This is a genomic window from Kribbella sp. NPDC056861 (assembly GCF_040687575.1).
In the GTDB taxonomy this organism is placed as follows: Bacteria; Actinomycetota; Actinomycetes; order Propionibacteriales; family Kribbellaceae; genus Kribbella.
Window position 1 is genome coordinate 182,332 of sequence record NZ_JBFBNQ010000005.1, and the last position, 24,362, is coordinate 206,693.

The 24,362-nt window shown below is 68.7% G+C and carries 23 protein-coding genes; 15 read left to right on the forward strand and 8 right to left on the reverse strand.

Going from position 1 to position 24,362, the window contains the following annotated elements; translation table 11 throughout:
- Positions 1-9 precede the first annotated feature (9 nt).
- Positions 10-786, reverse strand: coding sequence for an SDR family oxidoreductase (locus AB0P21_RS25205; RefSeq protein ID WP_363699632.1), 777 nt, complete (start codon positions 784-786; stop codon positions 10-12).
- Between the two features lie 9 nt (positions 787-795).
- The gene (locus tag AB0P21_RS25210; RefSeq protein ID WP_363699633.1) at positions 796-1,551 is read right to left on the reverse strand and encodes an SDR family oxidoreductase; all 756 of its coding nucleotides are present in this window, start codon (positions 1,549-1,551) and stop codon (positions 796-798) included.
- Positions 1,552-1,729: 178 nt separating this feature from the next.
- On the opposite strand from AB0P21_RS25210, the gene AB0P21_RS25215 reads away from it, so the two are divergent.
- The 5 genes from AB0P21_RS25215 to AB0P21_RS25235 are packed head-to-tail and all read left to right on the forward strand — an operon-like array spanning position 1,730 to position 6,781.
- Positions 1,730-2,311, forward strand: coding sequence for a carboxymuconolactone decarboxylase family protein (locus AB0P21_RS25215; protein ID WP_363699634.1), 582 nt, complete (start codon positions 1,730-1,732; stop codon positions 2,309-2,311).
- On the forward strand, positions 2,308-3,180 hold the full coding sequence (locus AB0P21_RS25220; protein WP_363699635.1) for a fumarylacetoacetate hydrolase family protein: 873 nt from the start codon (positions 2,308-2,310) through the stop codon (positions 3,178-3,180). The genes AB0P21_RS25215 and AB0P21_RS25220 overlap by 4 nt, the downstream gene beginning before the upstream one ends.
- A 4-nt stretch (positions 3,181-3,184) precedes the next feature.
- Positions 3,185-4,030 carry a fumarylacetoacetate hydrolase family protein gene (locus tag AB0P21_RS25225; protein WP_363699636.1) on the forward strand — a complete coding sequence of 282 codons (846 nt, stop codon included), beginning with the start codon at positions 3,185-3,187 and terminating at the stop codon, positions 4,028-4,030.
- Positions 4,030-6,408, forward strand: a complete 2,379-nt coding sequence (locus AB0P21_RS25230) for a family 78 glycoside hydrolase catalytic domain (protein WP_363699637.1) — start codon at positions 4,030-4,032, stop codon at positions 6,406-6,408. Before AB0P21_RS25225 ends, AB0P21_RS25230 begins: the two co-directional genes overlap by 1 nt.
- The gene (locus AB0P21_RS25235) at positions 6,383-6,781 is read left to right on the forward strand and encodes a PPOX class F420-dependent oxidoreductase (RefSeq protein WP_363699638.1); all 399 of its coding nucleotides are present in this window, start codon (positions 6,383-6,385) and stop codon (positions 6,779-6,781) included. The genes AB0P21_RS25230 and AB0P21_RS25235 overlap by 26 nt, the downstream gene beginning before the upstream one ends.
- Here AB0P21_RS25235 and AB0P21_RS25240 read toward each other — a convergent pair.
- From AB0P21_RS25240 to AB0P21_RS25250, 3 genes are read right to left on the reverse strand one after another with little or no spacing between them, the layout of a single operon-like run.
- Complete coding sequence (locus AB0P21_RS25240) at positions 6,778-7,968, reverse strand: acetate kinase (RefSeq protein WP_363699639.1); 1,191 nt, start codon at positions 7,966-7,968, stop codon at positions 6,778-6,780. The genes AB0P21_RS25235 and AB0P21_RS25240 overlap by 4 nt on opposite strands.
- Complete coding sequence (pta, locus tag AB0P21_RS25245) at positions 7,965-10,055, reverse strand: phosphate acetyltransferase (protein ID WP_363699640.1); 2,091 nt, start codon at positions 10,053-10,055, stop codon at positions 7,965-7,967. Before pta ends, AB0P21_RS25240 begins: the two co-directional genes overlap by 4 nt.
- A gap of 16 nt (positions 10,056-10,071) precedes the next feature.
- A complete protein-coding gene (locus AB0P21_RS25250) occupies positions 10,072-10,836 on the reverse strand; it encodes a hypothetical protein (protein WP_363699641.1) in 765 nt (254 codons plus the stop codon).
- Positions 10,837-11,025: 189 nt separating this feature from the next.
- Here AB0P21_RS25250 and AB0P21_RS25255 point away from each other — a divergent pair, with 189 nt between their 5' ends.
- Entirely contained in the window at positions 11,026-11,547 is a 522-nt protein-coding gene (locus AB0P21_RS25255; protein ID WP_363699642.1) for a TspO/MBR family protein, read from the forward strand.
- On the opposite strand, the gene AB0P21_RS25260 is transcribed toward AB0P21_RS25255, so the two are convergent.
- From AB0P21_RS25260 to AB0P21_RS25270, 3 genes are all read right to left on the reverse strand, one after another.
- Positions 11,548-12,084 (reverse strand): hypothetical protein, encoded by a 537-nt coding sequence (locus tag AB0P21_RS25260; protein WP_363699643.1) that lies wholly within the window; start codon positions 12,082-12,084, stop codon positions 11,548-11,550.
- A complete protein-coding gene (locus AB0P21_RS25265; RefSeq protein ID WP_363699644.1) occupies positions 12,084-13,097 on the reverse strand; it encodes an aldo/keto reductase in 1,014 nt (337 codons plus the stop codon). The genes AB0P21_RS25260 and AB0P21_RS25265 overlap by 1 nt, the downstream gene beginning before the upstream one ends.
- Before the next feature lie 63 nt (positions 13,098-13,160).
- Complete coding sequence (locus tag AB0P21_RS25270) at positions 13,161-14,951, reverse strand: GAF domain-containing protein (protein WP_363699645.1); 1,791 nt, start codon at positions 14,949-14,951, stop codon at positions 13,161-13,163.
- A gap of 131 nt (positions 14,952-15,082) precedes the next feature.
- Here AB0P21_RS25270 and AB0P21_RS25275 point away from each other — a divergent pair, with 131 nt between their 5' ends.
- The 9 genes from AB0P21_RS25275 to groL all read left to right on the forward strand — a co-directional run bounded on the left by AB0P21_RS25275 (position 15,083) and on the right by groL (position 24,342).
- The gene (locus AB0P21_RS25275) at positions 15,083-15,328 is read left to right on the forward strand and encodes a hypothetical protein (protein WP_363699646.1); all 246 of its coding nucleotides are present in this window, start codon (positions 15,083-15,085) and stop codon (positions 15,326-15,328) included.
- Positions 15,329-15,515: 187 nt separating this feature from the next.
- Complete coding sequence (locus tag AB0P21_RS25280) at positions 15,516-17,168, forward strand: hypothetical protein (protein ID WP_363699647.1); 1,653 nt, start codon at positions 15,516-15,518, stop codon at positions 17,166-17,168.
- A gap of 15 nt (positions 17,169-17,183) precedes the next feature.
- A complete protein-coding gene (locus tag AB0P21_RS25285) occupies positions 17,184-18,248 on the forward strand; it encodes a 2Fe-2S iron-sulfur cluster binding domain-containing protein (RefSeq protein WP_363699648.1) in 1,065 nt (354 codons plus the stop codon).
- A complete protein-coding gene (locus AB0P21_RS25290) occupies positions 18,245-19,435 on the forward strand; it encodes an aromatic/alkene monooxygenase hydroxylase subunit beta (protein ID WP_363699649.1) in 1,191 nt (396 codons plus the stop codon). Before AB0P21_RS25285 ends, AB0P21_RS25290 begins: the two co-directional genes overlap by 4 nt.
- Entirely contained in the window at positions 19,432-19,803 is a 372-nt protein-coding gene (gene mimD, locus AB0P21_RS25295) for a propane 2-monooxygenase effector subunit MimD (protein WP_363699650.1), read from the forward strand. Before AB0P21_RS25290 ends, mimD begins: the two co-directional genes overlap by 4 nt.
- Before the next feature lie 18 nt (positions 19,804-19,821).
- A complete protein-coding gene (locus AB0P21_RS25300; RefSeq protein ID WP_363699651.1) occupies positions 19,822-20,865 on the forward strand; it encodes an amidohydrolase family protein in 1,044 nt (347 codons plus the stop codon).
- A gap of 26 nt (positions 20,866-20,891) precedes the next feature.
- Positions 20,892-21,575, forward strand: coding sequence for an iron-sulfur cluster assembly protein (locus AB0P21_RS25305; protein WP_363699652.1), 684 nt, complete (start codon positions 20,892-20,894; stop codon positions 21,573-21,575).
- Positions 21,572-22,597 carry an NAD(P)-dependent alcohol dehydrogenase gene (locus AB0P21_RS25310; protein WP_363699653.1) on the forward strand — a complete coding sequence of 342 codons (1,026 nt, stop codon included), beginning with the start codon at positions 21,572-21,574 and terminating at the stop codon, positions 22,595-22,597. The genes AB0P21_RS25305 and AB0P21_RS25310 overlap by 4 nt, the downstream gene beginning before the upstream one ends.
- Before the next feature lie 53 nt (positions 22,598-22,650).
- A complete protein-coding gene (gene groL / locus AB0P21_RS25315) occupies positions 22,651-24,342 on the forward strand; it encodes a chaperonin GroEL (protein ID WP_363699654.1) in 1,692 nt (563 codons plus the stop codon).
- Positions 24,343-24,362 lie beyond the last annotated feature (20 nt).

Consider the following 24,362-nt stretch of genomic DNA (forward strand, 5'->3'; position numbering starts at 1 on the left):
GCCCAACGGTCAGGCGCCGACCATGTTGTAACCGCCGTCCGCGACCAGAAAGCCGCCGGTGACGTGGTTCGCGTCCTCGGTGGCCAGGAACAGTGCCGCGCCGGCCAGCTCCTCCGGCCGCGGGATCCGGCCCAGCGGTGTGTTGCTCCGTAGCTGCTCGCCCCGCCCCGACTGCCAGTCCTGCCGGCCCAGCGTGGCCTCGGTCTCGATGAAGCCCGGCGCGAAGACGTTCACCCGGACGGTCGGCGCGAAGGCGTGCGCGTACGACTTGGTCAGCCCGATGATCCCGTACTTCGCCGCCGCGTACTGCGGGGCGCGGGCGCTGCCGCGGACCACCACGGTGGAGCCGATGTTCACGACCGCGCCGCCGCCCTGGTCGAGCAGCCGGCTGCCGAACTCGTGGGTGCACAGCAAGGTGCCCTTGATGTCCACCGCGAGCACGTGGTCGATCGACTCCTCGGTGATGTCGCGCCACGACATCTGCTCCCGGGCGACGTCGCCGACATTGTTGACCACGGCATCGACCGTGCCGAAGTGGCTCCACACCTCGTCGGCCATCCGGACGATCTCGGCCCGCTCGGCGATATCGGCCTGCACCAGGAACGCCTTGCGGCCGAGCTCCTCGATCCGCTCGGCGGTCCGCTCGGCGCCGGCTCGGGAGCTGCGGTAGTGCACGGCGACGTCGGCGCCTTCCTGCGCCGCGCGGACGGCGATCTCCGCGCCGAATCCGGTGCCCGCTCCGGTGACCAGGACTGTCTTGCCGGTGAATCGCTGCGGATGGGTCACGGGGACTCCTTAGACGAGGGTGCGGCCGCCGTCGACGTACAGGATCTGGCCTGTCACGAACGTCGACTGGGCTGAGCAGAGGAACAGGATCGGGCCGGCCAGGTCGGCGACGGTGCCGAGGCGGCCGGTGGGGACAAGTGCGGTGAGTCCGGCCCGGACGCCGGGCTTGTCCAGGTACTGCCGGGTCAGGTCGGTCTCGGTGTAGCCGGGCGCGACCGCGTTGACCGTGATGCCGTGCGGGGCCCACTCGCGGGCCATCACGCGGCAGAGCTGGTTGATCCCGCCTTTGCTGGCGGCGTACGGACCGTGGTCGGCGTGCCCGAGCAGGCCTGCCACCGATGACAGGTAGACGATCCGGCCGCGGCCTGCTGAGCGCATCAAGGCGCCGGCCGCCTTGCCGGTCCAGAACGCGCTGTCCAGGTTGATCGCGAGGATCCGTTCCCACAGCTCGTCCGGGGTGTCGAGGATCGGTCGCCGGTCGTTGACTCCGACGGCGTGAACGAAGATGTCCAGGCCGTTGAGCAACGCGTCGGCCCGCTCGACGGCGTCCCGGCAACCTGCGGCCGTGCTCAGATCGGCCAGCACGGTCTTGAGACCGGTACCAGCGGCGTTCGCCCGCTGCTCAAGGTCGCGGAGGGCCGTCTGATCGATGTCAGCAGCAACGACCGTGGCGCCGGCGGCGGCGAGCCCCAGAGCAGCCTCGGCGCCGATGCCACCGGCCCCCGCGACGAGCGCTCTCTGTCCGGCCAACCCCAGCCAATCCACCGTCGGTCTCCTCCGCTCGCCTGCCCGGGCCGCGCCCGGACCGTCCGAAGCCGCCGCCTCGGCGGTCCGGGGTTTCCCGGCTCTCGCAACGTAGGCGGCACGGCTCACCGGCACAGCAGCCGTGCCATTGGTTGGCAACCCTGCCCCCGCTCTCGGCATCGCCTGCTGGGCTGACGCCATGAGCAGGCTTCCGCACTTCGATCCGGCCGACCTCGACCCCGGCCAGCGCGACCTCTACGACCGGATCACCGACGGGCCGCGGGCCTCCGGACCCCAGTACTTCGCGCTCACCGACGACCAGGGCCGTCTCAACGGACCCTTCAACGCCCTGCTGACCGCTCCCCCGGTCGGCGAGGCGATCCAGCAGCTCGGCTCGGTGATCCGCTACCGGACCAGCCTCCCCGACCGGATCAGGGAGCTGGCGATCCTGGTCGTCGCCGCGGGGTGGGACTGCGCCTTCGAGCAGTACGCGCACGAGCCGATCGCACGCGCCGCGGGGATCCTCGACTCCGAGCTCGCCGAGCTTCGGGAACTGCGGGTGCCGCGGCTGGCCGACGAGGGCGAGCGGGCAGCGGTCGAGCTGGTCCTCGAACTGGTCCGTGACGGCGACGCCGCAGACTCGACGTACGACCGGGCCGTTTCAATCATTGGCAATCGGATGGTCTTCGAACTGACCGCACTGGTGGGCTACTACTCGACGCTCGCCCTGCAGTTGCGGGTCTTCCGCGTCCTCACTCCTCGACAGACTGGACAGCGATGAAACTGGTCACCTTCGATGACTTCCAGGTCGGCCGGATCGCCGACGACCAGGTGGTCGAGCTCGACACCGCCTCGACCCGGGAGTACTTCGAGCGCGAGCAGAACGTGCCCGAGACCGGCCGGGTCTTCCCGCTCGCCGACGTCCGGCTGCGGGCGCCGATCGTGCCGAAGAAGTTCTTCCACACCGCCGGCAACTTCCGCGAGCACCACGAGGACCTGGTCCGGGTGAACTGGTCGCACCCGGTGAACAAGGGCATCGTCTTCTTCCAGAACGTGGACGCGATCATCGGCCCCGACGACGACATCGTCTATCCCGGCCAGCTGACCAAGGAGCTGGACTACGAGCTCGAGCTGGCGGTGGTGATCGGCAAGCCGGGCAAGTTCTTCTCCGCCGACCAGGCCGCCGAGCACATCGCCGGCTACCTGGTCTTCAACGACATCACCGCGCGCGACATCCAGCGCAAGGAGATGGAGTCGGGCGTCTTCTCGTTCTCCAAGGCGATCGACACCTTCTGCCCGATCGGGCCGTACATCGTCACCGCCGACGAGGTGGGCGACCCGCACGACCTGGCGATGGAGCTGCGGGTCAACGGCCAGGTCCGGCAGAAGTCGAACACCAGCCGGATGGCCGTCTCGATCCCCCAACTGGTCGCCTACCACTCGCCCCAGCTCTACAGCGCCGGCGACCTGATCACCACCGGCACGGTGGCCGGGGTCGCGGCGAGCACGGCCGACCCGTTCGCCAACTACCTCAAGACCGGCGACGTGGTCGAGGCGGAGATCGAGAAGCTCGGCGTACTCCGGAACCGGGTGGTGTCCTGGCGCGAGGCCTACGGCACCGAACCGCCGGCCGCCGACCAGTGGGTCTGAGCGGATGCGTCTGGCCACCGTCGCCGACCGGGCCGTTCTGGTTGTTGCCGACGGCATCATCGACATAGCTGCCGCCAGCAACGAGCGGTTCGGGCCCGACCCGCTGGACGTGCTCGGCCACTGGGCAGATTTCGTGCACTGGGCCGACAGCGCAGACCTCTCCACTGCGAGGGTCGCGGCGCCGGTTGCCTTCGGGCCGCCGGTGCCGCGACCTGCGCAGGTCTTCGCGGTGGCCCTGAACTATCCGCCGCACGCCGCCGAGGCCGGCTACCAGCCGCCGACCGATCCGCTGGTGTTCACCAAGTTCCCCTCCTGCATCACCGGCCCGTCCGCGGTGGTCGAGCTGCCGGGCGATCGGGTCGACTGGGAGGTCGAGCTCGTCGTGGTGATCGGCTTCGGCGGCCACCGCATTCCGGCCGACCTCGCCTGGACCCACGTCGCCGGGTTGACCATCGGCCAGGACCTGTCCGAGCGACGGGTGCAACTGCTCGGTACGCCGCCGCAGTTCTCGCTGGGCAAGTCGTTCCCGGGGTTCGGGCCGACCGGGCCGGAGCTGGTCACTCTGGACGAGTTCGGCGATCCCGATGATCTGGAGCTGACCGGGCTGCTGAACGGTACCGTCGTGCAGCAGGACCGGACCAAGGAGATGATCTTCAGCGTGCCCGAGTTGATCGCCCGGATCTCCGCGATCTGCCCGCTCCTGCCCGGTGACCTGATCTTCACCGGCACCCCGGCCGGCGTCGGCAACCGGATGACACCACCGCGGTACCTCGGCCCCGACGACGTACTGGTCAGCCGGATCGAGGGCATCGGCGAGTTCCGGACCACCTTCACCCGGACCGGCGATTGATGGACCCACAGGCGCGGTTGGCCGCGGCGAGCTGGATCGAGCCGGACGAGCCTGTCATCGCGCCGCCCGGTGAGCGTCCGGCGTACCAGCTGCGGCGTGAGTTCTCGCTGTCCACGGCTCCCGCCGTTGCGACTGTGTGGGCCACCGCGCACGGCATCTACGAGTTGTTCGTCAACGGGACCCGCGTCGGAGACCAGGAGCTGACACCTGGTTTCACCGCCTACCGTCGACGGCTCCAGGTGCACTCGTACGACGTCACGGCGATGCTGCGGCCGGGCACCAACTCGCTCGAGATCCTGCTCTCCGACGGCTGGTTCCGCGGCCGGCACGGCTTCCTGCGCAAGGCGGACGGCTTCGGCGACCGGGTGGCCGCGCTGCTCGCTTGTGACGTCGATGGCTTATTGGTTGCCACCGGCCCCGAATGGCGGTCGCGGCCGAGCCGGATCACGGCCGCGGATCTGATGGACGGTCAGCAGGTCGACCTCCGACTCCCCGCACCAGGCACCATCCCGCTCGATGCACCCGGCTGGCGTCCCGTACACACCCCCACCAACGCCCTGTACGCCGACCGCCAACGCCTCGTCCTACCCACAGCTCCGCCCGTACGCCGAATCCGCGAACTCACCCCGGTCGCCGTCACCCACCCGGCCAACGGCATCACGGTGGCCGACTTCGGGCAGAACCTCAACGGCTGGGTGCGACTGACCGGCCTCGGCCCGGCCGGGACCCAACTGACTCTGGTGCACGGCGAGCAACTCGATGCCGCCGGTCTCGTCACCACCGATCACCTGCGCGCCTTCGACTTCGCGACCAAGCGCCCACTACCGGCCGGCCAGGTAGATGTCGTCATCTCAGACGGCCAGGCTGCCTTCGAGCCCCGGCACACCACGCATGGGTTCCGTTACGTCCAGGTCGAGGGCTTGGTCACCCAGCCGGAGATCACCGCCGTGGTCGTCCACACCGAACTGCAAGCGACCGGCTCGTTCCAGTGCAGCGACCATCGGCTCGACGCGCTGCACGAGGTGGCGATCCAGAGCCTGCTCGGCAACGCCTGCGACATCCCCACCGACTGTCCGCAGCGCGAGCGCTCCGGCTTCACCGGCGACTGGCAAGTGTACGTCGCCACTGCGGCGCTCACCCACGACGTCTCGGAGTTCTCCGGCAAGTGGCTGCGTGACCTGGCCGCGGACCAGTGGCCGGACGGGCGCGTGCCGACCGTCACCCCGAACCCGGCCGGGGCAGGACCCTCCGGCAGCCCGTTCCTCGACGCGATGGAAGGCTCCGCCGGCTGGGGCGACGCGGCGGTCTTCGTGCCGTGGGAGCTTTGGCGGGCGTACGGCGACCCCGCCGTTCTTGAGCGGCAGTACGACTCGATGGTCCGCTGGGTCGACTACGCCGCCAACTGTGCCGCCGTACGGCGTCATCCGGACCGGGTGTCCCGCCGGCCCGAGCCGGCGCCGTACGAGCGGTTCGTGTGGGACACCGGCGGGCATTTCGGCGAGTGGCTCGAACCGGGCGAGATCCCGAATCCTGATCCGGCGGCTGACCACGGGATCGTCGCGACGGCGTACCTGGCCCGCTCGGCTCACCTGTTGAGCCGGGTCGCTGACCTGCTCGGGCGTCGCGAGGACGCCGATCGGTACGAGGTACTGGCTGCGGCCGTGAGGGGCGCTTGGCAGAGCGAATACCTGACTGCCGACGGTGTGATCGCCGTGGCGACGCAGGCCAACTATGTGCGGGCATTGGCCTTCCGGCTCGTCCCGGAGGATCTTCGTACGGCGGTGGCCGACCGGCTGGCTGGTCTGGTCGCCGAGGCGGATCACCACGTCGGCACCGGGTTCCTGAGCACTGGCCTTCTACTGCCGACGCTGGCTGACAACGGGCATCTCGATGCTGCTTATCGGGTGCTGCTCTCCACCGGCGTGCCCTCCTGGCTGGAGATGCTCGATCGTGGTGCGACAACCGTCTGGGAGCGCTGGGACGGCAGTGATGGCTCTTTGAATCACTACAGCAAAGGCGCGGTCGTCTCGTTCCTCTACACCCACGTCGTTGGCCTCCGGCTGCCCGAGGAGCCAGGGCTGGACGAGGGTGGTTATCGCCGCTTCACCGTCAAGCCGCAGCCTGGCGGCGGCCTCACCTGGGCGAGTGCTCAGCACGAAACTCCGCAGGGGCCGATCCAGATCAGTTGGCGGCTCGTCGACGACGAGTTCCGGCTGACCGTCGAGGTGCCGCCTGGATGCTTGGCAGAGATCCACCTCCCCGACGGTGAGCGGTTGCAGGCCCCGCCGGGGTCTCACACGTTGTCTTCTAAACGTAAGCCGGGTGGCTCGTCGGGGTCGTACTCTTCGAGGCATGGAGATTCCCGCGGCCTTTCATGACCTGCTCGCGTCGACGGCGGTGGCCTTCGTGTCGACGTTGGGCAAGCGCGGCGAACCGCAGGTGACGCCGTTGTGGTTCCTGTGGGACGGCGAGGTGGTGCGGATCAGCCTGGTCGAGGGGCGCCAGAAGCTGCGCAACCTGCGGCGGGACTCGCGGATCGCGCTGGTCGTGGTCGATCCGGCCAGTCCGACGCACTACCTCGAACTGCGCGGCACGGTCAGCGAACTGGTGCCGGATCCGGAGTTCGCGCTGGAGCGTGCGATCGCGGAGAAGTACGTCGGTGAGTGGTCGGATGTCGAGCCGGCCGGTACGCCGAGGTTCGCGACCAGCATCGTGGTCGAGAAGACCACGATGCAGCTGGGCGCTCCCTAACCAATCAGGTCGATCGTCTCGCGGGCGATCTGCCACTCCTCGTTGGTGGGGATCACCAGCACGGCGACCCGGCTGTCGTCGGTCGAGATCGCTCGGGCGTCGTTCGAGGACGCCGTGTTGCGATCGGCGTCCAGCTGGATTCCCAGGCCTTCGAGTCCGGTGAGCGACGCGGCGCGGGCCGGTGCGGAGTGCTGACCGACCCCGGCGGTGAAGACGATCGCGTCGACGGTTCCGAGCACCGCGTAGTACGCGCCGATGTACTTCTTGATCCGGTGGCAGTAGACGTCGAACGCCAACTCCGCCTGCGGATCACCGGCCTCGCGACGACTGGACAGCTCCCGGAAGTCGTTGCCACCGGCAAGACCTTTGAGACCGGACTCCTTGTTGAGCAGATGGTCGATCTCCTCGACGCTCCGGCCCAGCTCCCGGACCAGATGAGCATGGATCGCCGGGTCGACATCGCCGGACCGGGTGCCCATCACGAGCCCCTCCAGCGGCGTCATGCCCATCGAGGTGTCGACCGATGCGCCGCCCCGGATCGCTGCCGCGGAGCAGCCGTTGCCGAGGTGCAGCACGATCAGGTTCACGTCGGCCAGGTCGCGCCCGAGCAGCCGCGCCGCCTCGGCCGAGACCAACGCGTACGACGTACCGTGGAAGCCGTAGCGCCGGATGCCGTGGTCGTCGCGCAGGTCCAGCGGCAGAGCGTAGGTGTAGGCCGCGGGGGGCAGGGTTTGGTGGAAGGCCGTGTCGAACACGGCGACCTGCTGCAGGTCGGGGAAGAGCCGCCGGGCGACCTTGATGCCTTCGAGGTTGGCCGGGTTGTGCAGCGGCGCGAGCGGAACGAGATCGGTGACCGCGGCAACCAGGTCGTCGTCGATCAGGGCCGGATCGCCGAACTGCGAACCGCCGTGCACGACCCGGTGACCGATCGCGGCGATCTCGATGTCGTCCAGGGAGGGCCCGTGCGAGGCGAAGGCGTCCAGCGCCGCTCGCAAGGCGTCCTCGTGGTTGGCGACCTTCAGGTCGGTGCTCAGCTCACCGTCGGGGCCTTTGTGGCTGTGATGACCCTTCGCCTCACCGATCTGCTCGATCAGCCCAACCGCGGGCGCTTCGCCGGTCGCGGCGTCGACCAGGCTGTACTTCAGCGACGACGAGCCCGCGTTGATGACCAGGACGTAGTCGCTCATCGATCGCTCCGCTCTGCACCCTGCTGCGCTTGGACAGTGGTGATCGCGACGGTGTTGATGATGTCTCGGACCGTCGCTCCCCGGGACAGGTCGTTGACCGGCTTCTTGAGCCCCTGCAGCACCGGGCCGACCGCGACCGCGTTGGCCGAGCGCTGCACGGCCTTGTAGGTGTTGTTGCCCGTGTTGAGGTCGGGGAAGATGAAGACCGTCGCGCGGCCTGCCACCTCCGAGTCGGGCAGCTTGGTCCTGGCCACTGCGCTGTCGATGGCGGCGTCGTACTGGATCGGGCCTTCGACCAGCAGTTCGGGCGCGCGTTGCCGGACCAGTTCGGTTGCCTTCGACACCTTCTCGACATCCGTGCCGGTGCCGGACGAGCCGGTCGAGTACGACAGCATGGCGACTCGCGGCTCGATCCCGAACGCCGCAGCCGTCGCGGCCGAGGAGATCGCGATGTCGGCCAGCTGCTCGGCGGTCGGGTCTGGGTTGACCGCGCAGTCGCCGTACACCAGGACCTGGTGCTCCAGGCACATGAAGAAGACCGACGAGACGACCGAGACGCCGGGGAGCGTCTTGACGACCTCCAGGGCCGGGCGGATCGTGTGCGCGGTGGTGTGGACGGCACCCGAGACCATGCCGTCGGCCAGGCCGAGCTGGACCATCATGGTGCCGAAGTACGAGACGTCCCTGACCTGTTCGCGGGCCTTGTCCAGGTCGACACCGCGGTGCTGCCGTAGCCGGTGGTACTCCTGGGCGAACCGCTCCCCCAGCTCCTTGTCGTCCGGGCTGAGGACCGTGGCGGCCGAGATGTCGACGCCCAGGGCCGCTGCCTTCGCGCTGATCACCACCGGGTCGCCGAGCAGGGTGAGTTGGGCGACGCCGCGGCGCAGTACGACGTCGGCGGCCCGCAGGATCCGCTCCTCCTCGCCCTCGGGCAGCACGATGTGCTTGCGGTGGGCAACCGCCTCGTCGATCAGCTGGTGCTCGAACATCAGCGGCGTGACCGCGCCGCTGCGCGCCACCGCGAGCCGGTCCAGCAACGCGGCGCCGTCGACGTGCTGGTCGAACAGCGCGAGCGCCAGGTCGACCTTGCGCGGAGAGTCCTTGGTGACCCGGCCCCGGACGGCGGTCAGCGCGGTGGAGGTCGCGTGCGTGCCCAGACCCGTCTCGATGATCGGCATCGTGCTGCCGACGCCCTCGATCAGCCGCAGAATCTGGTCCGGCAGCGCGAACCCGCCGTTCAGGAAGATCGCCGAGATCTGCGGGAAGTTCTGCGAGGCGTTGGCCATCAGCACGCCGACCACCACCTCCGGCCGGTCCGCCGCCGTGATCACCGCGGCGCCGTCGAACAGCCGGTCGAGCACGTTCGGCATCGTCATCCCGGCCACCACCAGCCCGGTGACCTCCCGGGTCAGCAGCCGCACATCGCCGCTGAGCACCTTCCCGTCGACCGCTATCATCAGGTCGGCGACAACCGGTGCGCTGAGCAACGGTTCCTCCGGAATCGCGTACGCCGGTACGTCGGCCCGCGCCAACGCGGCCACCGTCGACTCCAGCCGCTCCGCGGCGACCCGGTTGGCGATCACCGCGAACAGCGACCCGTGATTGGCGGTCAGCTCGGCACTGGCGATCTCGGAGAGCGTGCCCAGCTCCTCGGCGCTCCGCCCGGCCCCGTTCAGCACCAGCAACACCGGTACGCCGAGGTTGGCCGCGATCCGCGCGTTGTAGGAGAACTCGGTCGGCGTACCGACGTCGGTGTAGTCACTCCCGACGATCAGCACGGGATCGCCGAGCTCGGCCACGTCGCGGTACCGCTGCACGATCCGGTCCAGCGCCGCGTCGGGGTCGGCGTGCACCTCGTCGTAGGTCACCCCGACGCACTCGTCGTACGAGAGCGAGACCGCGTCGTGCGAGATCAGCAGGTCGAGCACGTAGTCACGCCCGCCGTACAGCTCGGTGTCCGGCCGGACGATCGGGCGGAACACCGACACCCGCTCGACCCGCTTGGACAACTGCTGCAGCACCCCCAGAGCCACGGTCGACTTCCCGGTGTAACCCTCCACCGATGCGACGTACACGCTGCTTCCCATAGGGGGAACCCTATGTCTACCCGTCCTCGCCCACCTTGAACGACCAGACATACCCGCTCGCCAGCGGTTCGGTGAACGCCGTCTCCTCGCAGTCCGCGGTGAATCCGCGCCCGGCCGCGTCCCAGTCCCGGCCGGTCCGGATCGAGATCAGGATCGCGCCGCGGAGCCCGAGCAGACTCGCCTTCGACCTGGCCCGCACGTAGACGGACCCCTGCACCTTCTTCCCGCTGAGCACCACGACGAGCGCATCGGTCGCCCCGACGTTGGTGACCCGTACTCCGCCTGAGCCGCCCCGGACGAGGCGCTGGACCACAGTCCCGTTGACGCCGCGCCGGTCCGGTGGCGGCACGGGCGGCGCGGGCAGCAGCTTCCGGCCGAAGGCGGTCCGTTTGCCGATCGTGTCGTCGCCCAGCGAGATCGCCTGGTAGACGTCGAGCTTGATCGAGTACAGGAACTTGGCCGGCGGATCGAGGACGGTGCAGCCGGTGGCGACCGCATTCTCCAGCGTCCCGCCGATGAAGCCCGACAGGGTGCGCAGCGCATCCGCGTGCACGGCGGCCAGCCGCGGTGGCGGCTGCACGGCCTCGAGTACCGTCTTCTGCTGCGCGAGAACCAGCCCGACCTTGGTCCGGCCCGCGTTGGCGGCGGTCACCGTCTGAGCCGCCATCAAGCCGGCCACCTGCCGCCGTACGGTCGCCTCGACCCGCCCGAGCACTTGCTGGTACTCCGCAACGCTGAGCGGCCCGGGCGTGGTGGCAGCCGGAGTGGGGCTGCTGGTCACCGGACTGACGGTCGTTGGCGTGGGCCGCGGCGCCCCTGGGGTTTCACTCGGAGAGCACGCCGTGCAGATCATCACCACACCGGCCAACCCAGCCATCCAGCGCACAGCGACCATGAGCCCCCTCCCAGAGTCCTCCGATGGTCCACTCCTTCGCCTGCCCTCCCACCCGGCTGTCCGCTTCCTGCCGAGATGAATGAGCCGGGGTACCGGCACGGCATGCACAGCACGGGAGCAGCGACAGAGACGCGGGCAGGTCGGGCATACGTCGTACTGGCCGGGTTCTTGGCGGCCGTCGCGGTGGCCGCGGTGGTGGGTGCGGTCGGGGTGCAGGGGACGACCGACACCTACAAGCAGTTGGAGCAGCCTGGGTGGGCGCCGCCGAGTTGGTTGTTCGGGCCAGTGTGGACAGTGCTCTACGTGATGATCGGGGTGAGCGGGTGGCTGGTCTGGCGACGGGTCGGCTGGTCCCGCGAGCTCATCCCGTACGGCGTACAGCTGCTGCTGAACGCGGTGTGGACCCCGCTCTTCTTCGGCTCCGGCCTCCGTGGTCTCGCCCTGATCGACATCGTCGTGCTCTGGCTGGCGATCGCCTGGACGGTCTGGGAGTTCCGGCGGATCCGTCCAGTGGCTGCGGCACTACTGCTGCCCTATTGGGCCTGGGTGACCTTCGCCACCGCGTTGAACGCCTCCATTTGGTACCTCAACCGCTGATCAGGGGGTCAGGACGCAGCGCGAGCCGGTGGGGTCGAGCAGCGGGACGAGCTGCCAGACCACGGCGTTCCATCCGGCCAGGCCTCTGGCGGGGACCAGCTCGAAGCCGTCCAGGTTCTCCCGGTCGGCCCACTCGTTCAGCCGGTGTGCGGTTTTGCGGGTCGCGTCGCCAGCTGACACCTCGACCCGGCCCAGCAGCGCTACCTCCTCGCGGCGTCGGCCGACCCGGTCGAGCGCTGTGCGCAGCCGAGCATCGGCGCCGACGGACGCCGCTTCACTCACCGCTACAAGGTCACCCGTCGGCGCATCCAGTTCCTCGGCGGGCTCGACCAAGAAGCACGCCGACGGGAACTGATCGGCGAGGAACGACCCCACAACCTCGGGCGCGAGAATGACCCCGCCATCGACCTGAAGGCGGATGAACGTCACCCCGGCAGCCTCTGCCGCAGCGACCGCCTCGACGGACTTCGCCAGCGACACCGCCTCCATCGCCGCCGGCGGCCCGACCCCCAACGTGACGACCACGATCCGGCTCATCAGAGCTTCAAGCCGGTGCCGTGGATGCCGTGTTTGTCGATGACGGTGAGCTCCTCGGGGGTCAGCAGCGGGAAGTCGAGGGCCTTGAGGTTGTGGTCCAGCTGGGTCGTCGAGCTGGCGCCGATCAACGCCGAGGTGACCTCGGGCCTGCGGAGCACCCACTGCAACGCGAGCTGCGCCAGCGACTGGCCGCGCGACTCGGCCAGCTTGTTCAGCTCCGAGGTACGGCGACGGTAGGTCTCGTCGATGACGTCGGGCGAGAGGAAGCTGCTGTTCTGCGCGCGGGCGCCGTCCGGGATGGTTTCGAGGTACTTGTCGGTCAGCAGGCCCTGCGCCAGCGGGCTGTAGACGATCACGCCGAAGCTGTTGCGGTCCGCGGTGTCGAGCAGGCCGTTCGTCTCGGGGCTGCGGTCGTAGATCGAGTAGCGGGTCTGGTCGATGAGCAGCGGTACGCCGGCCGCGCGCAGCAACCTGGCCGCGGCCTCGGCTCGCTCGGGCAGGTAGTTGCTGATCCCGACGTAGAGCGCCTTGCCCTGCTCGACCGCGCTCACCAGGGCGCCGACGCTCTCCTCGAGCGGCGTCTCCGGGTCGGGGCGGTGGTGGTAGAAGATGTCGACGTAGTCGGTGCCCAGATCGCGCAGGCTGTTGTCGAGCGACGTGAGCAGCGACTTCCGCGACCCGCCTCGCAGGTACGGGCTCGCGCCGATCGGGTTGCCGGCCTTGGTCGACAGGATCAGCTCGTCCCGGTACGGCGCGAGGTCCTTGGCCAGGATCCGCCCGAACGTCTGCTGCGCGGCGCGATGCGGCGGGCCGTAGCGATCGGCGTTGTCGAAGTGCGCGATCCCCAGATCGAAGGCGTGCAACACGATCTCGCGCTGGGTGGCGTAGCTGTAGTCGTCGCCGAACTTCTGCCACAGCCCTAAGGAGATGGCCGGCAACTTGAGCCCGGAGGCCCCCGTACGCCGGTAGCCCAGCGTCTCGTAGCGGGCAGGCTCGGCGGTGTAGTCGCTCATGTCCAGTAAATCTATAGACATAAGCGAGTACCTACGGGGGCATCTCACCAGGCGGTCGAAGGGTCAGCGGATGCCGTAGTCGTGGATCTTGCGGTAGATGGTGGCCCGCGACATCCCCAGCGCCCGGGCGGCCTCCCGGCGGTTGCCGTTGTTGTCGAGGAGGCTGCGGATGATGGCGTCGCGTTCCAGGGCCTCCAGCTGACTGAGGTTGCGGCGACTGAGCGCCTGCAGGTTGGCCGGGAGGTCGGCCAGCACGATCACCCCGGTACGGCGGCGGTGCTGGACGATCTGCTTCAGCACCCGGTGCAGCTCAGCAGTGTTGCCCGGCCAGACCGATCGCAGCAGCTGGTGCAACACCTCGGGCGAACAGCGCAACTCCCCTCGGCTCAGCTGGCCGAGGAAGAACGGGACCAGCTCGTGAATGTCGTCGGCGTGATGACGCAACGGCGGCACGGCGACGGTGAGGGCGAACAACGGCAGCAACTCCCCCAGATCCGGCTCGGTCGAGCCTGCGGTGGTCACCGTCAACGCGACCCAGGGTGGATCCGATCGGCGGCGCTCGAGTCCGCTGTCCAACGCGCCGGCCAGGTCGTCGAGCTGAGTTGGGCTGAGCCGTTCGGCGTGCCGGATCACCAGGGCCTGCACATTGACGTCGGCCACCTCGGCCTCGACATCGGCCGCGAGGTCGCCGGTAGCGGTGCCGGCGTCCAGCAGGTCGAGCGCGCCGACCGGGTTGTTCTGCTGATGAGCGGCTCGGGCAAGTGCCATCTTGCCGCTGCCCGCCTCGCCGCTGAGCACGATCCATTGGCCTGCCCGGTAGGCGTTGTCGACGTCCCGGCAGCACGCGAGCCACGGGCCACTGCGACCCACCATGCCTGGTAGCTCCGGTCTCGGTGGCGGTCGGTTGGCACTGACCGTCATTACCCCGAGGCCAGGCGTGCGCGGCGTGACCTGCAGTACTGCGGCAGTCGTCCGAACGCCTTCTGGTACTGGCCGACAGGAGATCCGGACCCGGCTGCCGCTCGGCAACTCCAGCGCAACGACCGACCGCCCCTCGGCCAGCATCTCCGCACCCTGGGCGAGAACGGCCGACTGGTCACTGTCCACCAGGTTGCGCCGCGCGTTGGCGTTCATCACCAGCAGGTCGCCGTCGAACGCGAGCACCATGTCCGCATTGCGGCGGCCGGCCTGCAGGTACTCCTCGACGAGCTCCTGCTGCCGCGCCGAGCAGTCCCGCAGCAGCGCGGCCCGGATCTGGTCGGCAGTGGTCTTGGCCAGCGCGATCAGCAGCGACCCGGCGTCCCGGCGCCAGCAGGTGAGGTCGATGGCGCCCACGATCTTGCCGCTGATCGGGTGTTTGATCGGCACCCCGGCACAGGCCAGGTCCTCGAGATCCTCCGCGTAGTGCTCGTGCCCGAAGACGTGCATCGGTCCGCCCCGCTCCAGCGCCGTACCGATGCCGTTGGTGCCGGCGAACTTCTCGGAGTAGCTGAAGCCCGGCGCGAGATGGACCCGGTCCAGGTGTCCGGCCAGCTGGGTGTCGGCGGTGAGCCTTCGCAGTACCAGGCCGTTGCGTTCGGTCAGGATGACGCTGATCGGCTGGCCGGCGAGGTGCTCGTGCAGCCGGAGCAGCACCGGATCGGCGCTGCGGGCCAGTGGCTGGCCGAGATCGGGGTCCGCGACGTACGGCAGCTCGATCCGGTCGGCGGGCAGGTTGCGCCGGCGCGACCGCACCCATGACGCGAGGACCGGACGGCGGACGTCGCCGACCGGGAATGCGTCGTAGGTCAGGAAACTGACCCGGGCCTCGGCGGTCCGGTGGCTGTTGCCCGACACGGATTCCAGCTCCTCCACGACGAGGCCTCCTGTCCAGGGTGGCATCGCTCCCTTCAGCGTAGCCACCAGCACCCAGCAAGTTGTCTCAATTTGAGACAGCCGGATCGGCCGCCGGGGCGTCTGATGGGAGGAGCGGAGAGGGGCACCGGATGGACGACCAGATTCCCACCGAAGAGACCTACAACCCGTGGACGATCGTGAACGCGGTCTTCCATCAGCTCGCCGACGCCGGACTGCATCCGGTCCTCGGCTCGGCCGGCGATCCGGGCGCCGCGGCCGCCGCGCTGCTCGAGACGCTCGGTATCCGCCCTGCTGTGCCAGGTGACGCACGCAGTCTGCAGGACGCCGCCGACGAGCTCGCCGTACTGCGCGAAGCCGTCTTCGGAGACCGCTGAAAAGCAAGGAAACGAAGCAAAGCAGAAGCGGTGATCCAGGGGCCGGCAAGCCGGGTCTCAATTTGAGACCTCCCGTCGCTGACGGTCTGCGTTGTACTGCAAAGGCAAGCAGGACGTGGGGTCGCCCACGTCGTACGGCCCCGTGGGTGGGGCCCGGCCAGAGGCCACAGCGAGCCAGAGGAGTGCCATGAGTCGCCAAAGTGTGGCGAAGGCCCACCAGAAGATCCAGGAGCTGTCCTGGGAGCCCGCGTACCACGAGCCAGTCTCGCAGTACGGAACCGACTACACGTTCCAGAAGGCGCAGAAGAAGGACCCGCTCAAGCAGGTACTGCGGTCCTACTTCCCGATGCAGGAGGAAAAGGACCACCGCGTCTACGGCGCCTCCGACGGCGCGATCCGCGGCAACATGTTCCGCCAGGTGCAGGAGCGCTGGCTGGAGTGGCAGAAGCTGTTCCTGAGCATCATCCCGCTGCCGGAGATCTCGGCCGCCCGGGCGATGCCGCTGCTGTTCCGCACCGTGCCGAACCCGGAGCTGCACAACGGCCAGGCGATCCAGATGATCGACGAGGTGCGGCACTCGACGATCCAGCAGAACCTCAAGCGCCTGTACATGAACAACTACATCGACCCGGCGGGCTTCAACTCCAGCCTGCGCAACTTCCAGAGCGACTACTGCGGCACCATCGGCCGGCAGTTCGCGGAAGGCTTCATCACCGGTGACGCGATCACCGCGGCCAGTATCTACCTCACGATCGTGGCCGAGACCGCCTTCACCAACACGTTGTTCGTCGCGATGCCGGCCGAGGCCGCCGCCAACGGCGACTACCTGCTGCCGACGGTGTTCCACTCGGTCCAGTCCGACGAGTCGCGGCACATCAGCAACGGCTACGCCACCTTGCTGATGGCGCTGTCCGACGAGAGCAACCACCAGCTGCTGGCCCGCGACCTGCGCTACGCGTGGTGGAACAACCACCGCGTCGTCGACGCCGCGATCGGCACCTTCATCGAGTACGGCACGAAGGACCGTCGCAAGGACCGCGAGAGCTACGCGGAGATGTGGCGCCGGTGGATCTACGACGACTACTACCGTAGCTACCTGGTGCCGCTGGAGAAGTACGGGCTGGAGATCCCGCACGACCTGATCGAGGAGTCCTGGAACCAGATCTGGAACAAGGGCTACGTGCACGAGGTGGCCCAGTTCTTCGCCACCGGCTGGCTGGCCAACTACTGGCGGATCGACCCGATGACCGACAAGGACTTCGAGTGGTTCGAGTACAAGTACCCCGGCTGGTACGACAAGTACGGCGCCTGGTGGGAGAACTACAACCGGCTGGCCACCCCGAACGGGCACAAGCCGATCGTCTTCGAGGACGTCGACTACGAGTACCCGCACCGGTGCTGGACCTGCATGGTGCCGTGCCTGGTCCGTGAGGACATGGTGATGGGCAAGGTCGACGGCCAGTGGCGCACGTATTGCCACGAGATGTGCAAGTGGACCGACGAGACCGCGTTCCGGCCGACCTTCCAGGGCCGGAACACGCCCAACATGGGCAAGCTGATCGGCCACCGCGAGTGGGAGACGCTGTACCACGGCTGGAACTGGGCCGACGTGGTCTCCGACATGGGCTTCGTCCGCGACGACGGCAAGACGATGGTCGCGCAGCCGCATCTCGATCTGAACCCGGACAAGATGTGGACGCTGGACCACCTGCGCAAGTGCCCACCGCTAGCCAGCCCGAACGTGCTGCTGAACGAGATGTCCGACGCCGAGCGCACCGCGTTCGCGGCCCGGTACGTGAAGGGTGGTCCGGGCGGACGGCCCGCACGGGACGACAGCTGAGGCCTGGCCGAGCCCATGACCGGCAAACACGTCGTACGGTTCGAACCCGTCGGCATCGAGATCGAGGTGGCGGAGGATCAGACGATCCTCCGCGCCGCGGCCGAGCAGGGCGTGATGCTCATGCACGGCTGCAAGGAGGGCCAGTGCGCCTCCTGCAAGTCCTTCGTTCTCGACGGGGACGACCTCGAGCACGATCGGTACTCGACCTTCGCGCTGCCGGACTACGAACTGGCCGAGGGCTACACGCTGTTGTGCCGGGCGCACGCCTACGAGGACCTCACCATCGAGCTCCTCAACTACGACGAGGAGATGATCCGCTCCGGACTGCCGATCCAGGAGCGGGTCGCCGAGGTGGTCGCGATCACCCCGGTCACCCACGACCTGCGGCACCTGGTGCTGCGGCTGACCGGGGACGACGGCGAGCTGAAGTTCTTCCCCGGCCAGTACGTCGACCTCCGGGTGCCCGGGACGGACGCCAGCCGGTCGTTCTCGATGGCCAACACGTCCAGCCGGGAGAGCGGGCAACTGGAGTTCGTCATCCGGGTCTACCCCGGCGGGCTGTTCTCCGAGTTCCTCGACCAGCGGCTGAAGGTCGGGGACCAACTGGAGCTGACCGGGCCGTTCGGGGTCTTCACCCTGCGCGACAACCCGGGCGCCCGGATCGTGTTCGTCGGCGGCGGCGCCGGGATGGCGCCGATCCTGTCGCTGCTGCGGACGATGGCCGAGCGTGGGATCGAGCGCCAGGTCACCTTCTACTACGGCGCCCGGACCCGCCACGACCTCTGCTTCGTCGACGAACTGCGCACGCTGGAGCAGACACTGCCCGGCTTCCGGTACGTGCCGGCGTTGTCCGAGGACGAGTGGGACGGCGAGAACGGGCTGATCACCGACGTGGTCCGCAAACACGAACCGAATCTCAAAGGGGCCGACGCGTACGTCTGTGGGCCACCCCCGATGGTCGAGGCGGCGCTCCCGATGCTCGAACGGCTGGGCGTAGTCACGAAGCACATCTACTACGACAAGTTCACCACGACCGGCGACGCCGGTGACTCGAAGGTGCTGGAGGCAGAGAGCCGATGACCACCACAGAAGCGAGTGAGGCCAGAGCGGAACGCAGTGTGCCGAAGCCGGTCTTCACCGACGCCGAGGCCGGCGCCCGGGAGTTCCCGGACTCGACCTTGCGGCACTACAACTACTACAAGCCACAGAAGCGCAAGCAGAGCCACTACGAGGACGTCACCGTCGACGTCCAGCCGGACCCACGGCACTACCTGAGCCAGGGCTGGCTGTACGGCTTCGCCGACGGCCGCGGCGGCTACCCGCTGGACTGGACCGCGCTGAAGGCGTGGGGCTCGGACGAGCCGTCACCACAGCGCGGACCGGGCAGCGGCGGGCTGTTCGTGAAGGAGTGGCCGGCCACCGGCTGGCACGAGTTCCGCGACCCGAACGAGGAGTGGGAGCTCACGTTCTACCGGAACAACTCCAACATGGTCCGCCAGGTCACCCAGAACATCGACTCGGCCCGCCAGGCCAAGGCGTTCGAGCAGTGGAACCCGAACTGGGTCCGCTTCGTCGAGTCCCACGTCGGCGCCTGGATGCACGTCGACCACGGGCTGGGCCTGTACCTGTACGCGAACGCGAACCGGCGGGCGCCCACCAACATGCACAACAACGCGATCTCGGTGAACAGCATGCACCGGATCCGCGCCGCCCAGGACCTGGCGCTGTACAACCTGACGCTGACCGAGGAGATCGACGGCTTCGACGGCACCGCGCACCTGGAGACCTGGAACTCCGACCCCGCCTGGCAGGGCGTGCACGAGCTGGCCGAGCGGCTGACCGGGATCGACGACTGGGCCGAGGCGATCTTCGCCGCGAACATCGTCTTCGAACCGCTGGTCGGCGAGCTGTTCCGCAGCCAGCTGGTACAGCAGGCCGCGCCGCGCAACGGCGACTTCGTCACCCCGACCGTGATCGGCGCCGCGGAGTTCGACTTCGCCGAACGCGACCTGCGCTACACCACGGCGATGTTCGAACTGCTGACCGCGGACAAGGAGTTCGCCGGCCACAACAAGGCGATCCTGCAGGGCTGGCTGGCGGACTGGACCCAGCAGGCGATCGCGGCGGCCCGGGCGTTGCAGCCGCTGTGGTCGCAGCCCGATGCCAAACCGCCACGGTTCGAGGACGGCCTCGACCGGGTGAAGAGCCGGTTCAGCGGAGTTCTGGCGTCGCTGGGCCTCGAGGAACCGAAGGAGTTGGCCCAGTGAGCACCCTCAAGGCGACCACCGAGAGTCCGTTCAAGTCGGACAGCTCGGCGTCGAACAAGGCCGGCGTCACCTTGATGAACAACCAGGTCGGCGCGGTGGTCGCCGAGGTGATGAGCGGCCTGGACAACGTCACCGTGACGCACCTGCCGTCGATGATCCGGGTGGACGCGGTCGGCCGGATGGACTTCGTCTACGACGACATCTCCGAGGCGCTCGGCCAGGAGCCGGGGTACTTCGACCAGGCCGAGTTCGAGGAGAACATGTCCACCCACTACGGCCGGATGGTGCACCTCGACGACCGGACCATCATGTTCGCCAATCCCGAGGACGCCGCCGAGTACATCGGCTTCGACCTGACCACGCGCTGACCAGCTCAGGAGGCGACCGTGTACGAGAAGAACGGCGAGAAGTACTTCGTGGTCGACAGCCACATGCACTACTGGAACGCCGGGCCGGACAACTGGGTGCCGGGGGCCGAGCAGTACGCCAAGGGGTGGATCGAGTGTTTCCACGCCTACCAGAGCCTGGCCCCGCAGGAGACCCACTGGCCGATCGAGAAGTTCATGAGCTACACCGAGGACGACCTGATGAAGGACGTCTTCGAGGACGGCTACGTGGACGTCGCGGTGTTCCAGCCGACGTACCTGAAGGAGTGGTACACGGCCGGGTTCAACACCACCGAGCAGAACGCGAACCTCGGTGAGAAGCATCCCGGCATGTTCGTCCTCAACACCCGGTTCGACCCCCGCGACGGCGACGCCGGCCTGGTGGAGCTGAAGGCGAACATCGAGCGGTACGGGTCGATCGGGGTCAAGCTCTACACCGCCGAGTGGAACAACGGCTCGCGCGGCTACAAGCTGACCGACCCGGCGGCGTACCGGTACCTGGAGAAGGCGCAGGAGTACGGCATCAGGAACGTGCACGTCCACAAGGGCCCCACCATCTGGCCGCTGGACAAGGACGCGTTCGACGTGTCGGACATCGACCACGCCGCGACCGACTTCCCCGAGCTCAACTTCATCGTCGAGCACGTCGGGCTGCCGCGGATCGAGGACTTCTGCTTCATGGCGACCCAGGAGCCCAACGTGTACGCCGGGCTGTCGGTGGTGATCGGCGGTCTGATGGCGGCCCGGCCGCACTTCTTCAACAAGGTGATGGGCGAGCTGCTGTTCTGGGTCGGCGAGGACAAGATGACGTTCGGCAGCGACTACGGCATCTGGGAGCCGAAGTGGCAGATCGAGGGCTTCGTCGACTGGGACTTCCCGGACCTGCCCGAGTTCGCCGACTATCCACGGCTCGGGGTCGAAGGGAAGAAGAAGATCCTCGGCCTGAACGCCGCCAAGCTCTACGACATCAAGGTGCCGGACGAGTTGCAGCTCAAGGCAGCGGAGCCGGCCGCGCAGGACGACGCGAAGCTGGTCTCCCAGTAATGACGGCAGTGGCTGAAAGGTCCAGGGTGCTGAGCGCCCTGGACCTTGTCCGCGATCCGGAGCTGGACGAGCCGATCACCACCCTCGGCTTCGTCGCGTCCTGTCATGTCTCGGCAGCCGGGGACGTCGTCGTCAGGCTCCGGCTGCCGACCTACTTCTGCGCGCCCAACTTCGCCTTCCTGATGGTCGCCGACGCGTACGACGTACTGGCGGCGCTGCCCGAGGTGCGCAGTGTCGACGTGACGCTCGAGGACCACTTCGCGGCCGCGCAGATCAACGCCGGGGTGGCCGCGCGGGCCGGGTTCGTCGCCGCCTTCGACGGCGAGGCGGCCGACGAGCTGGACACCCTGCGCCGCACCTTCGTCTCCAAGGCGATGCTGGCCGGCACCCACCAGGTCTGCCGGCCATTGGTTGCCGCAGGCACCGATCCGGTGGAGCTGACCCGGCTGACGCTGGGCGACGTGCCGCCGTCTGCCGATCTCGACCGGCTCCGGCGCCGGCGGGCCGAGCTCGGGCTGCGCTCCGACGACGCGGCGCCGCTGCTGGTCGACCCCGGCACCGGTGCGCCGGTCGAGGCGGCCGGCGCACCGAAGTACCTGGGCCTGGCCCGGCTCACCCAGACCGGGATCGAGGCCAACACCGGGATCTGTAGGGGAATGCTGCGGCACCGGTACGACGGTGCCGGGGCCGGTGAGGAGGAGGCACGATGAAGGCTGTCCGGCTGCACGGCTACCACCAGCAACCAGTGGTCGAGGAGGTCCCCGAGCCGAAGATCAGCGGCCCGCTGGACGTGATCATCAAGATCGGCGGCGCCGGGGTGTGCCGGACCGACCTGCACATCATCGAAGGACAGTGGGCCGACGCGATGCAGCCCACACTCCCTTACACGATCGGGCACGAGAACGCCGGCTGGGTGCACGAGATCGGCTCCGCGGTCACCAACGTCGCGGTCGGCGACACGGTGATCCTGCACCCGACGCCGACCTGCGGGCTCTGTCACGCCTGCCGGGCCGGCGACGACATGCACTGCGAGAACAGCAGCTTCCCCGGCCTGGACAGCGACGGCGGGATGGCGGAGTACCTGCTCACCTCCGCCCGGGCCTGCGTGAAGCTCGATCCGTCGACCCAGCCCAAGGACGTCGCGGCGCTCGCCGACGCGGGCATCACGGCGTACCACGCAGTGCGCAAAGCCCTCCCCCAGTTGTATCCGGGGACGACCGCCGTGCTGATCGGGGCCGGCGGGCTCGGCCACATCGGCATCCAGTGCCTGTCCGCGCTGACCGCCACCAACATCATCGTGGTCGACCGCAACCCGGACGCGCTCAAACTCGCCGAGCAGCTCGGCGCCGACCACACGGTCGTTGCTGATGGCAACCAGATCCAGGCGGTCCAGGAGCTGACCGGCGGCGCCGGCGCGCACGTCGTACTGGACTTCGTGGCCGAGCAGGGCGCCGAACAGGACGGCTTCGCGATGACCCGCGCGAACGGCTCGTACTTCGTGATCGGGTACGGCGGCGAGCTGCGGATCCCCACCCTGGACATCATCTCCACCGAGCGGAACGTGATCGGCAACATCGTCGGCACGTACAACGACCTGGCCGAGCTGATGGCGCTCGCGCAGGCCGGGAAGGTCACCCTGCACACCAGGGCCTACCCGTTGGAGGCCGCCGCCGAGGCGGTCGCGGATCTCGATGCCGGCCGGGTGCGGGGCCGCGCGATCCTGGTTCCCTAGCGCACCCGTGACACACCGTTCGCCCTGACCGGGCACTCAAGGAGGAGGGAACGATGGCCAAGGAACTGCGATTCGGTGCACAGGCGCGGGAACTGATGCTGGCGGGGGTGGAGCAGCTGTCGGAGGCGGTCAGCTCGACGCTCGGCCCGAAGGGGCGCAACGTCGTACTGGAGAAGATCACCGGCTCGCCGGTGGTCACCAACGACGGGGTCACCATCGCCCGGGAGATCCATCTCAAGGACCAGTTCGAGAACATGGGCGCCCAGCTGGTCAAGGAAGCCGCGATCAAGACCAACGACATCGTCGGCGACGGCACCACCACCGCGACCGTGCTGGCGCACGCGATCGTCCGGGAGGGGATGGCGGCGATCGGCTCCGGCGGCAACCCGGTGCTGATCAAACGCGGCATCGACCTCGCGGTCGCCAAGCTGGTCGAGCGGCTGCGGCAGGTGGCCTACCCGGTCGCCACCGAGCTGGACTTCGCCCGGGTGGCGGCGATCTCGGCCAACGACGACGACACGGTCGGGGCCGTGATCGCCAAAGCGCTGCACTCGGTCGGCGACGGCGGCATCGTGACCGTCGAGGAGTCGGTCGAGCACGGCATCCGGGTCGACTTCGTCGAGGGCTTCGAGTTCGACAACGGCTACCTGTCGCCGTACATGGTGACCGATCCGGGCAGTCTGCAGGCGGTCGTCGACGACCCGTACATCCTGCTCTGCAGCGAGAAGATCACCAAGGTGCAGGAGCTGATGCCGCTGCTGGAGAAGGTGATGCGGGATCCGAAACCGCTGGTGATCATCGCCGAGAACCTCGAGGGCACCGCGCTCAGCATGCTGGTGCACAACCACATCAACGGGCACTTCCAATGCGTCGGCGTCCGGGCGCCCGGGTTCGGCGACCGGCGGCTGCACAAGCTGGAGGACGTCGCCGCGATCACCGGCGGCCAGGTGCTCAGCCGGCACTCGGGCTTCACGCTGGAGACGATGAGTATCGACAAGCTCGGCCGCTGCGACCAGGTCCGGGTGACCGCCGACCGGACCGCGATCGTGGCCTCCCCCGGCCACGAGAAGGACGTCGAGTTCCGGCTCGCGCAGCTGCGGGCCGAGCTGCAGCGGGCCACCTTCGGGGTCGACGAGGACGTGCTGACCGAGCGGATCGGCGCGCTGTCCGGCAAGGTCGCGGTGATCTCGGTCGGCGCGCCGACACCCGCCGAGCTGAAGGAGCTCCAGCACCGGGTGGAGGACGCGCTGTCCGCGACCCGGGCGGCGATGGCCGAAGGGATCGTGGCCGGTGGCGGGGTGGCGATCCTGCACGCCGCGTCGGCGCTGGACGACCTCGAGGTGAAGGACGACTACGCGACCGGGGTGGAGATCGTCCGGCGGGCGCTGCGCGAACCGGCGTACCTGATCGCGACGAACGCCGGCTACAACGGCCAGGAGGTGCTGGAGCGGGTCAGCCAGCTCGGCCCGGACGACGGCTTCGACGCGCTCGACGGCCGGTACGGCAACATGCTCGAGATGGGCATCGTCGACCCGCTCCGGGTGGCCAGGTCGGCGCTGCAGAACGGCGCGTCGGTGGCCGGCCTGTTGCTCACCACCAACGCGATGATCGCCGAGGAGCAGACCTCCTGGGGTGGCAGCGCCGCACTGATGACCGAGTTCGGACCCCTGGACGAGGGACTGCACCAACCCTCGCCGGACTCCAGTACGCCGCAGTCCCTCGGGCTCGGGCCGTCGGTCGGCTGACCACCGGACGGCGGCGGGGC

Excerpts from the sequence above, each read along its gene's own strand:
- AB0P21_RS25215 (WP_363699634.1), top strand. The coding sequence starts at position 1,730 with ATGAGCAGGCTTCCGCACTTCGATCCGGCCGACCTCGACCCCGGCCAG.
- AB0P21_RS25220 (WP_363699635.1), top strand. The coding sequence starts at position 2,308 with ATGAAACTGGTCACCTTCGATGACTTCCAGGTCGGCCGGATCGCCGAC.
- AB0P21_RS25225 (WP_363699636.1), top strand. The coding sequence starts at position 3,185 with ATGCGTCTGGCCACCGTCGCCGACCGGGCCGTTCTGGTTGTTGCCGAC.
- AB0P21_RS25230 (WP_363699637.1), top strand. The coding sequence starts at position 4,030 with ATGGACCCACAGGCGCGGTTGGCCGCGGCGAGCTGGATCGAGCCGGAC.
- AB0P21_RS25235 (WP_363699638.1), top strand. The coding sequence starts at position 6,383 with ATGGAGATTCCCGCGGCCTTTCATGACCTGCTCGCGTCGACGGCGGTG.
- AB0P21_RS25240 (WP_363699639.1), bottom strand. The coding sequence starts at position 7,968 with ATGAGCGACTACGTCCTGGTCATCAACGCGGGCTCGTCGTCGCTGAAG.
- pta (WP_363699640.1), bottom strand. The coding sequence starts at position 10,055 with ATGGGAAGCAGCGTGTACGTCGCATCGGTGGAGGGTTACACCGGGAAG.
- AB0P21_RS25255 (WP_363699642.1), top strand. The coding sequence starts at position 11,026 with ATGAATGAGCCGGGGTACCGGCACGGCATGCACAGCACGGGAGCAGCG.
- AB0P21_RS25260 (WP_363699643.1), bottom strand. The coding sequence starts at position 12,084 with ATGAGCCGGATCGTGGTCGTCACGTTGGGGGTCGGGCCGCCGGCGGCG.
- AB0P21_RS25265 (WP_363699644.1), bottom strand. The coding sequence starts at position 13,097 with ATGAGCGACTACACCGCCGAGCCTGCCCGCTACGAGACGCTGGGCTAC.
- AB0P21_RS25275 (WP_363699646.1), top strand. The coding sequence starts at position 15,083 with ATGGACGACCAGATTCCCACCGAAGAGACCTACAACCCGTGGACGATC.
- AB0P21_RS25280 (WP_363699647.1), top strand. The coding sequence starts at position 15,516 with ATGAGTCGCCAAAGTGTGGCGAAGGCCCACCAGAAGATCCAGGAGCTG.
- AB0P21_RS25285 (WP_363699648.1), top strand. The coding sequence starts at position 17,184 with ATGACCGGCAAACACGTCGTACGGTTCGAACCCGTCGGCATCGAGATC.
- AB0P21_RS25290 (WP_363699649.1), top strand. The coding sequence starts at position 18,245 with ATGACCACCACAGAAGCGAGTGAGGCCAGAGCGGAACGCAGTGTGCCG.
- AB0P21_RS25310 (WP_363699653.1), top strand. The coding sequence starts at position 21,572 with ATGAAGGCTGTCCGGCTGCACGGCTACCACCAGCAACCAGTGGTCGAG.
- groL (WP_363699654.1), top strand. The coding sequence starts at position 22,651 with ATGGCCAAGGAACTGCGATTCGGTGCACAGGCGCGGGAACTGATGCTG.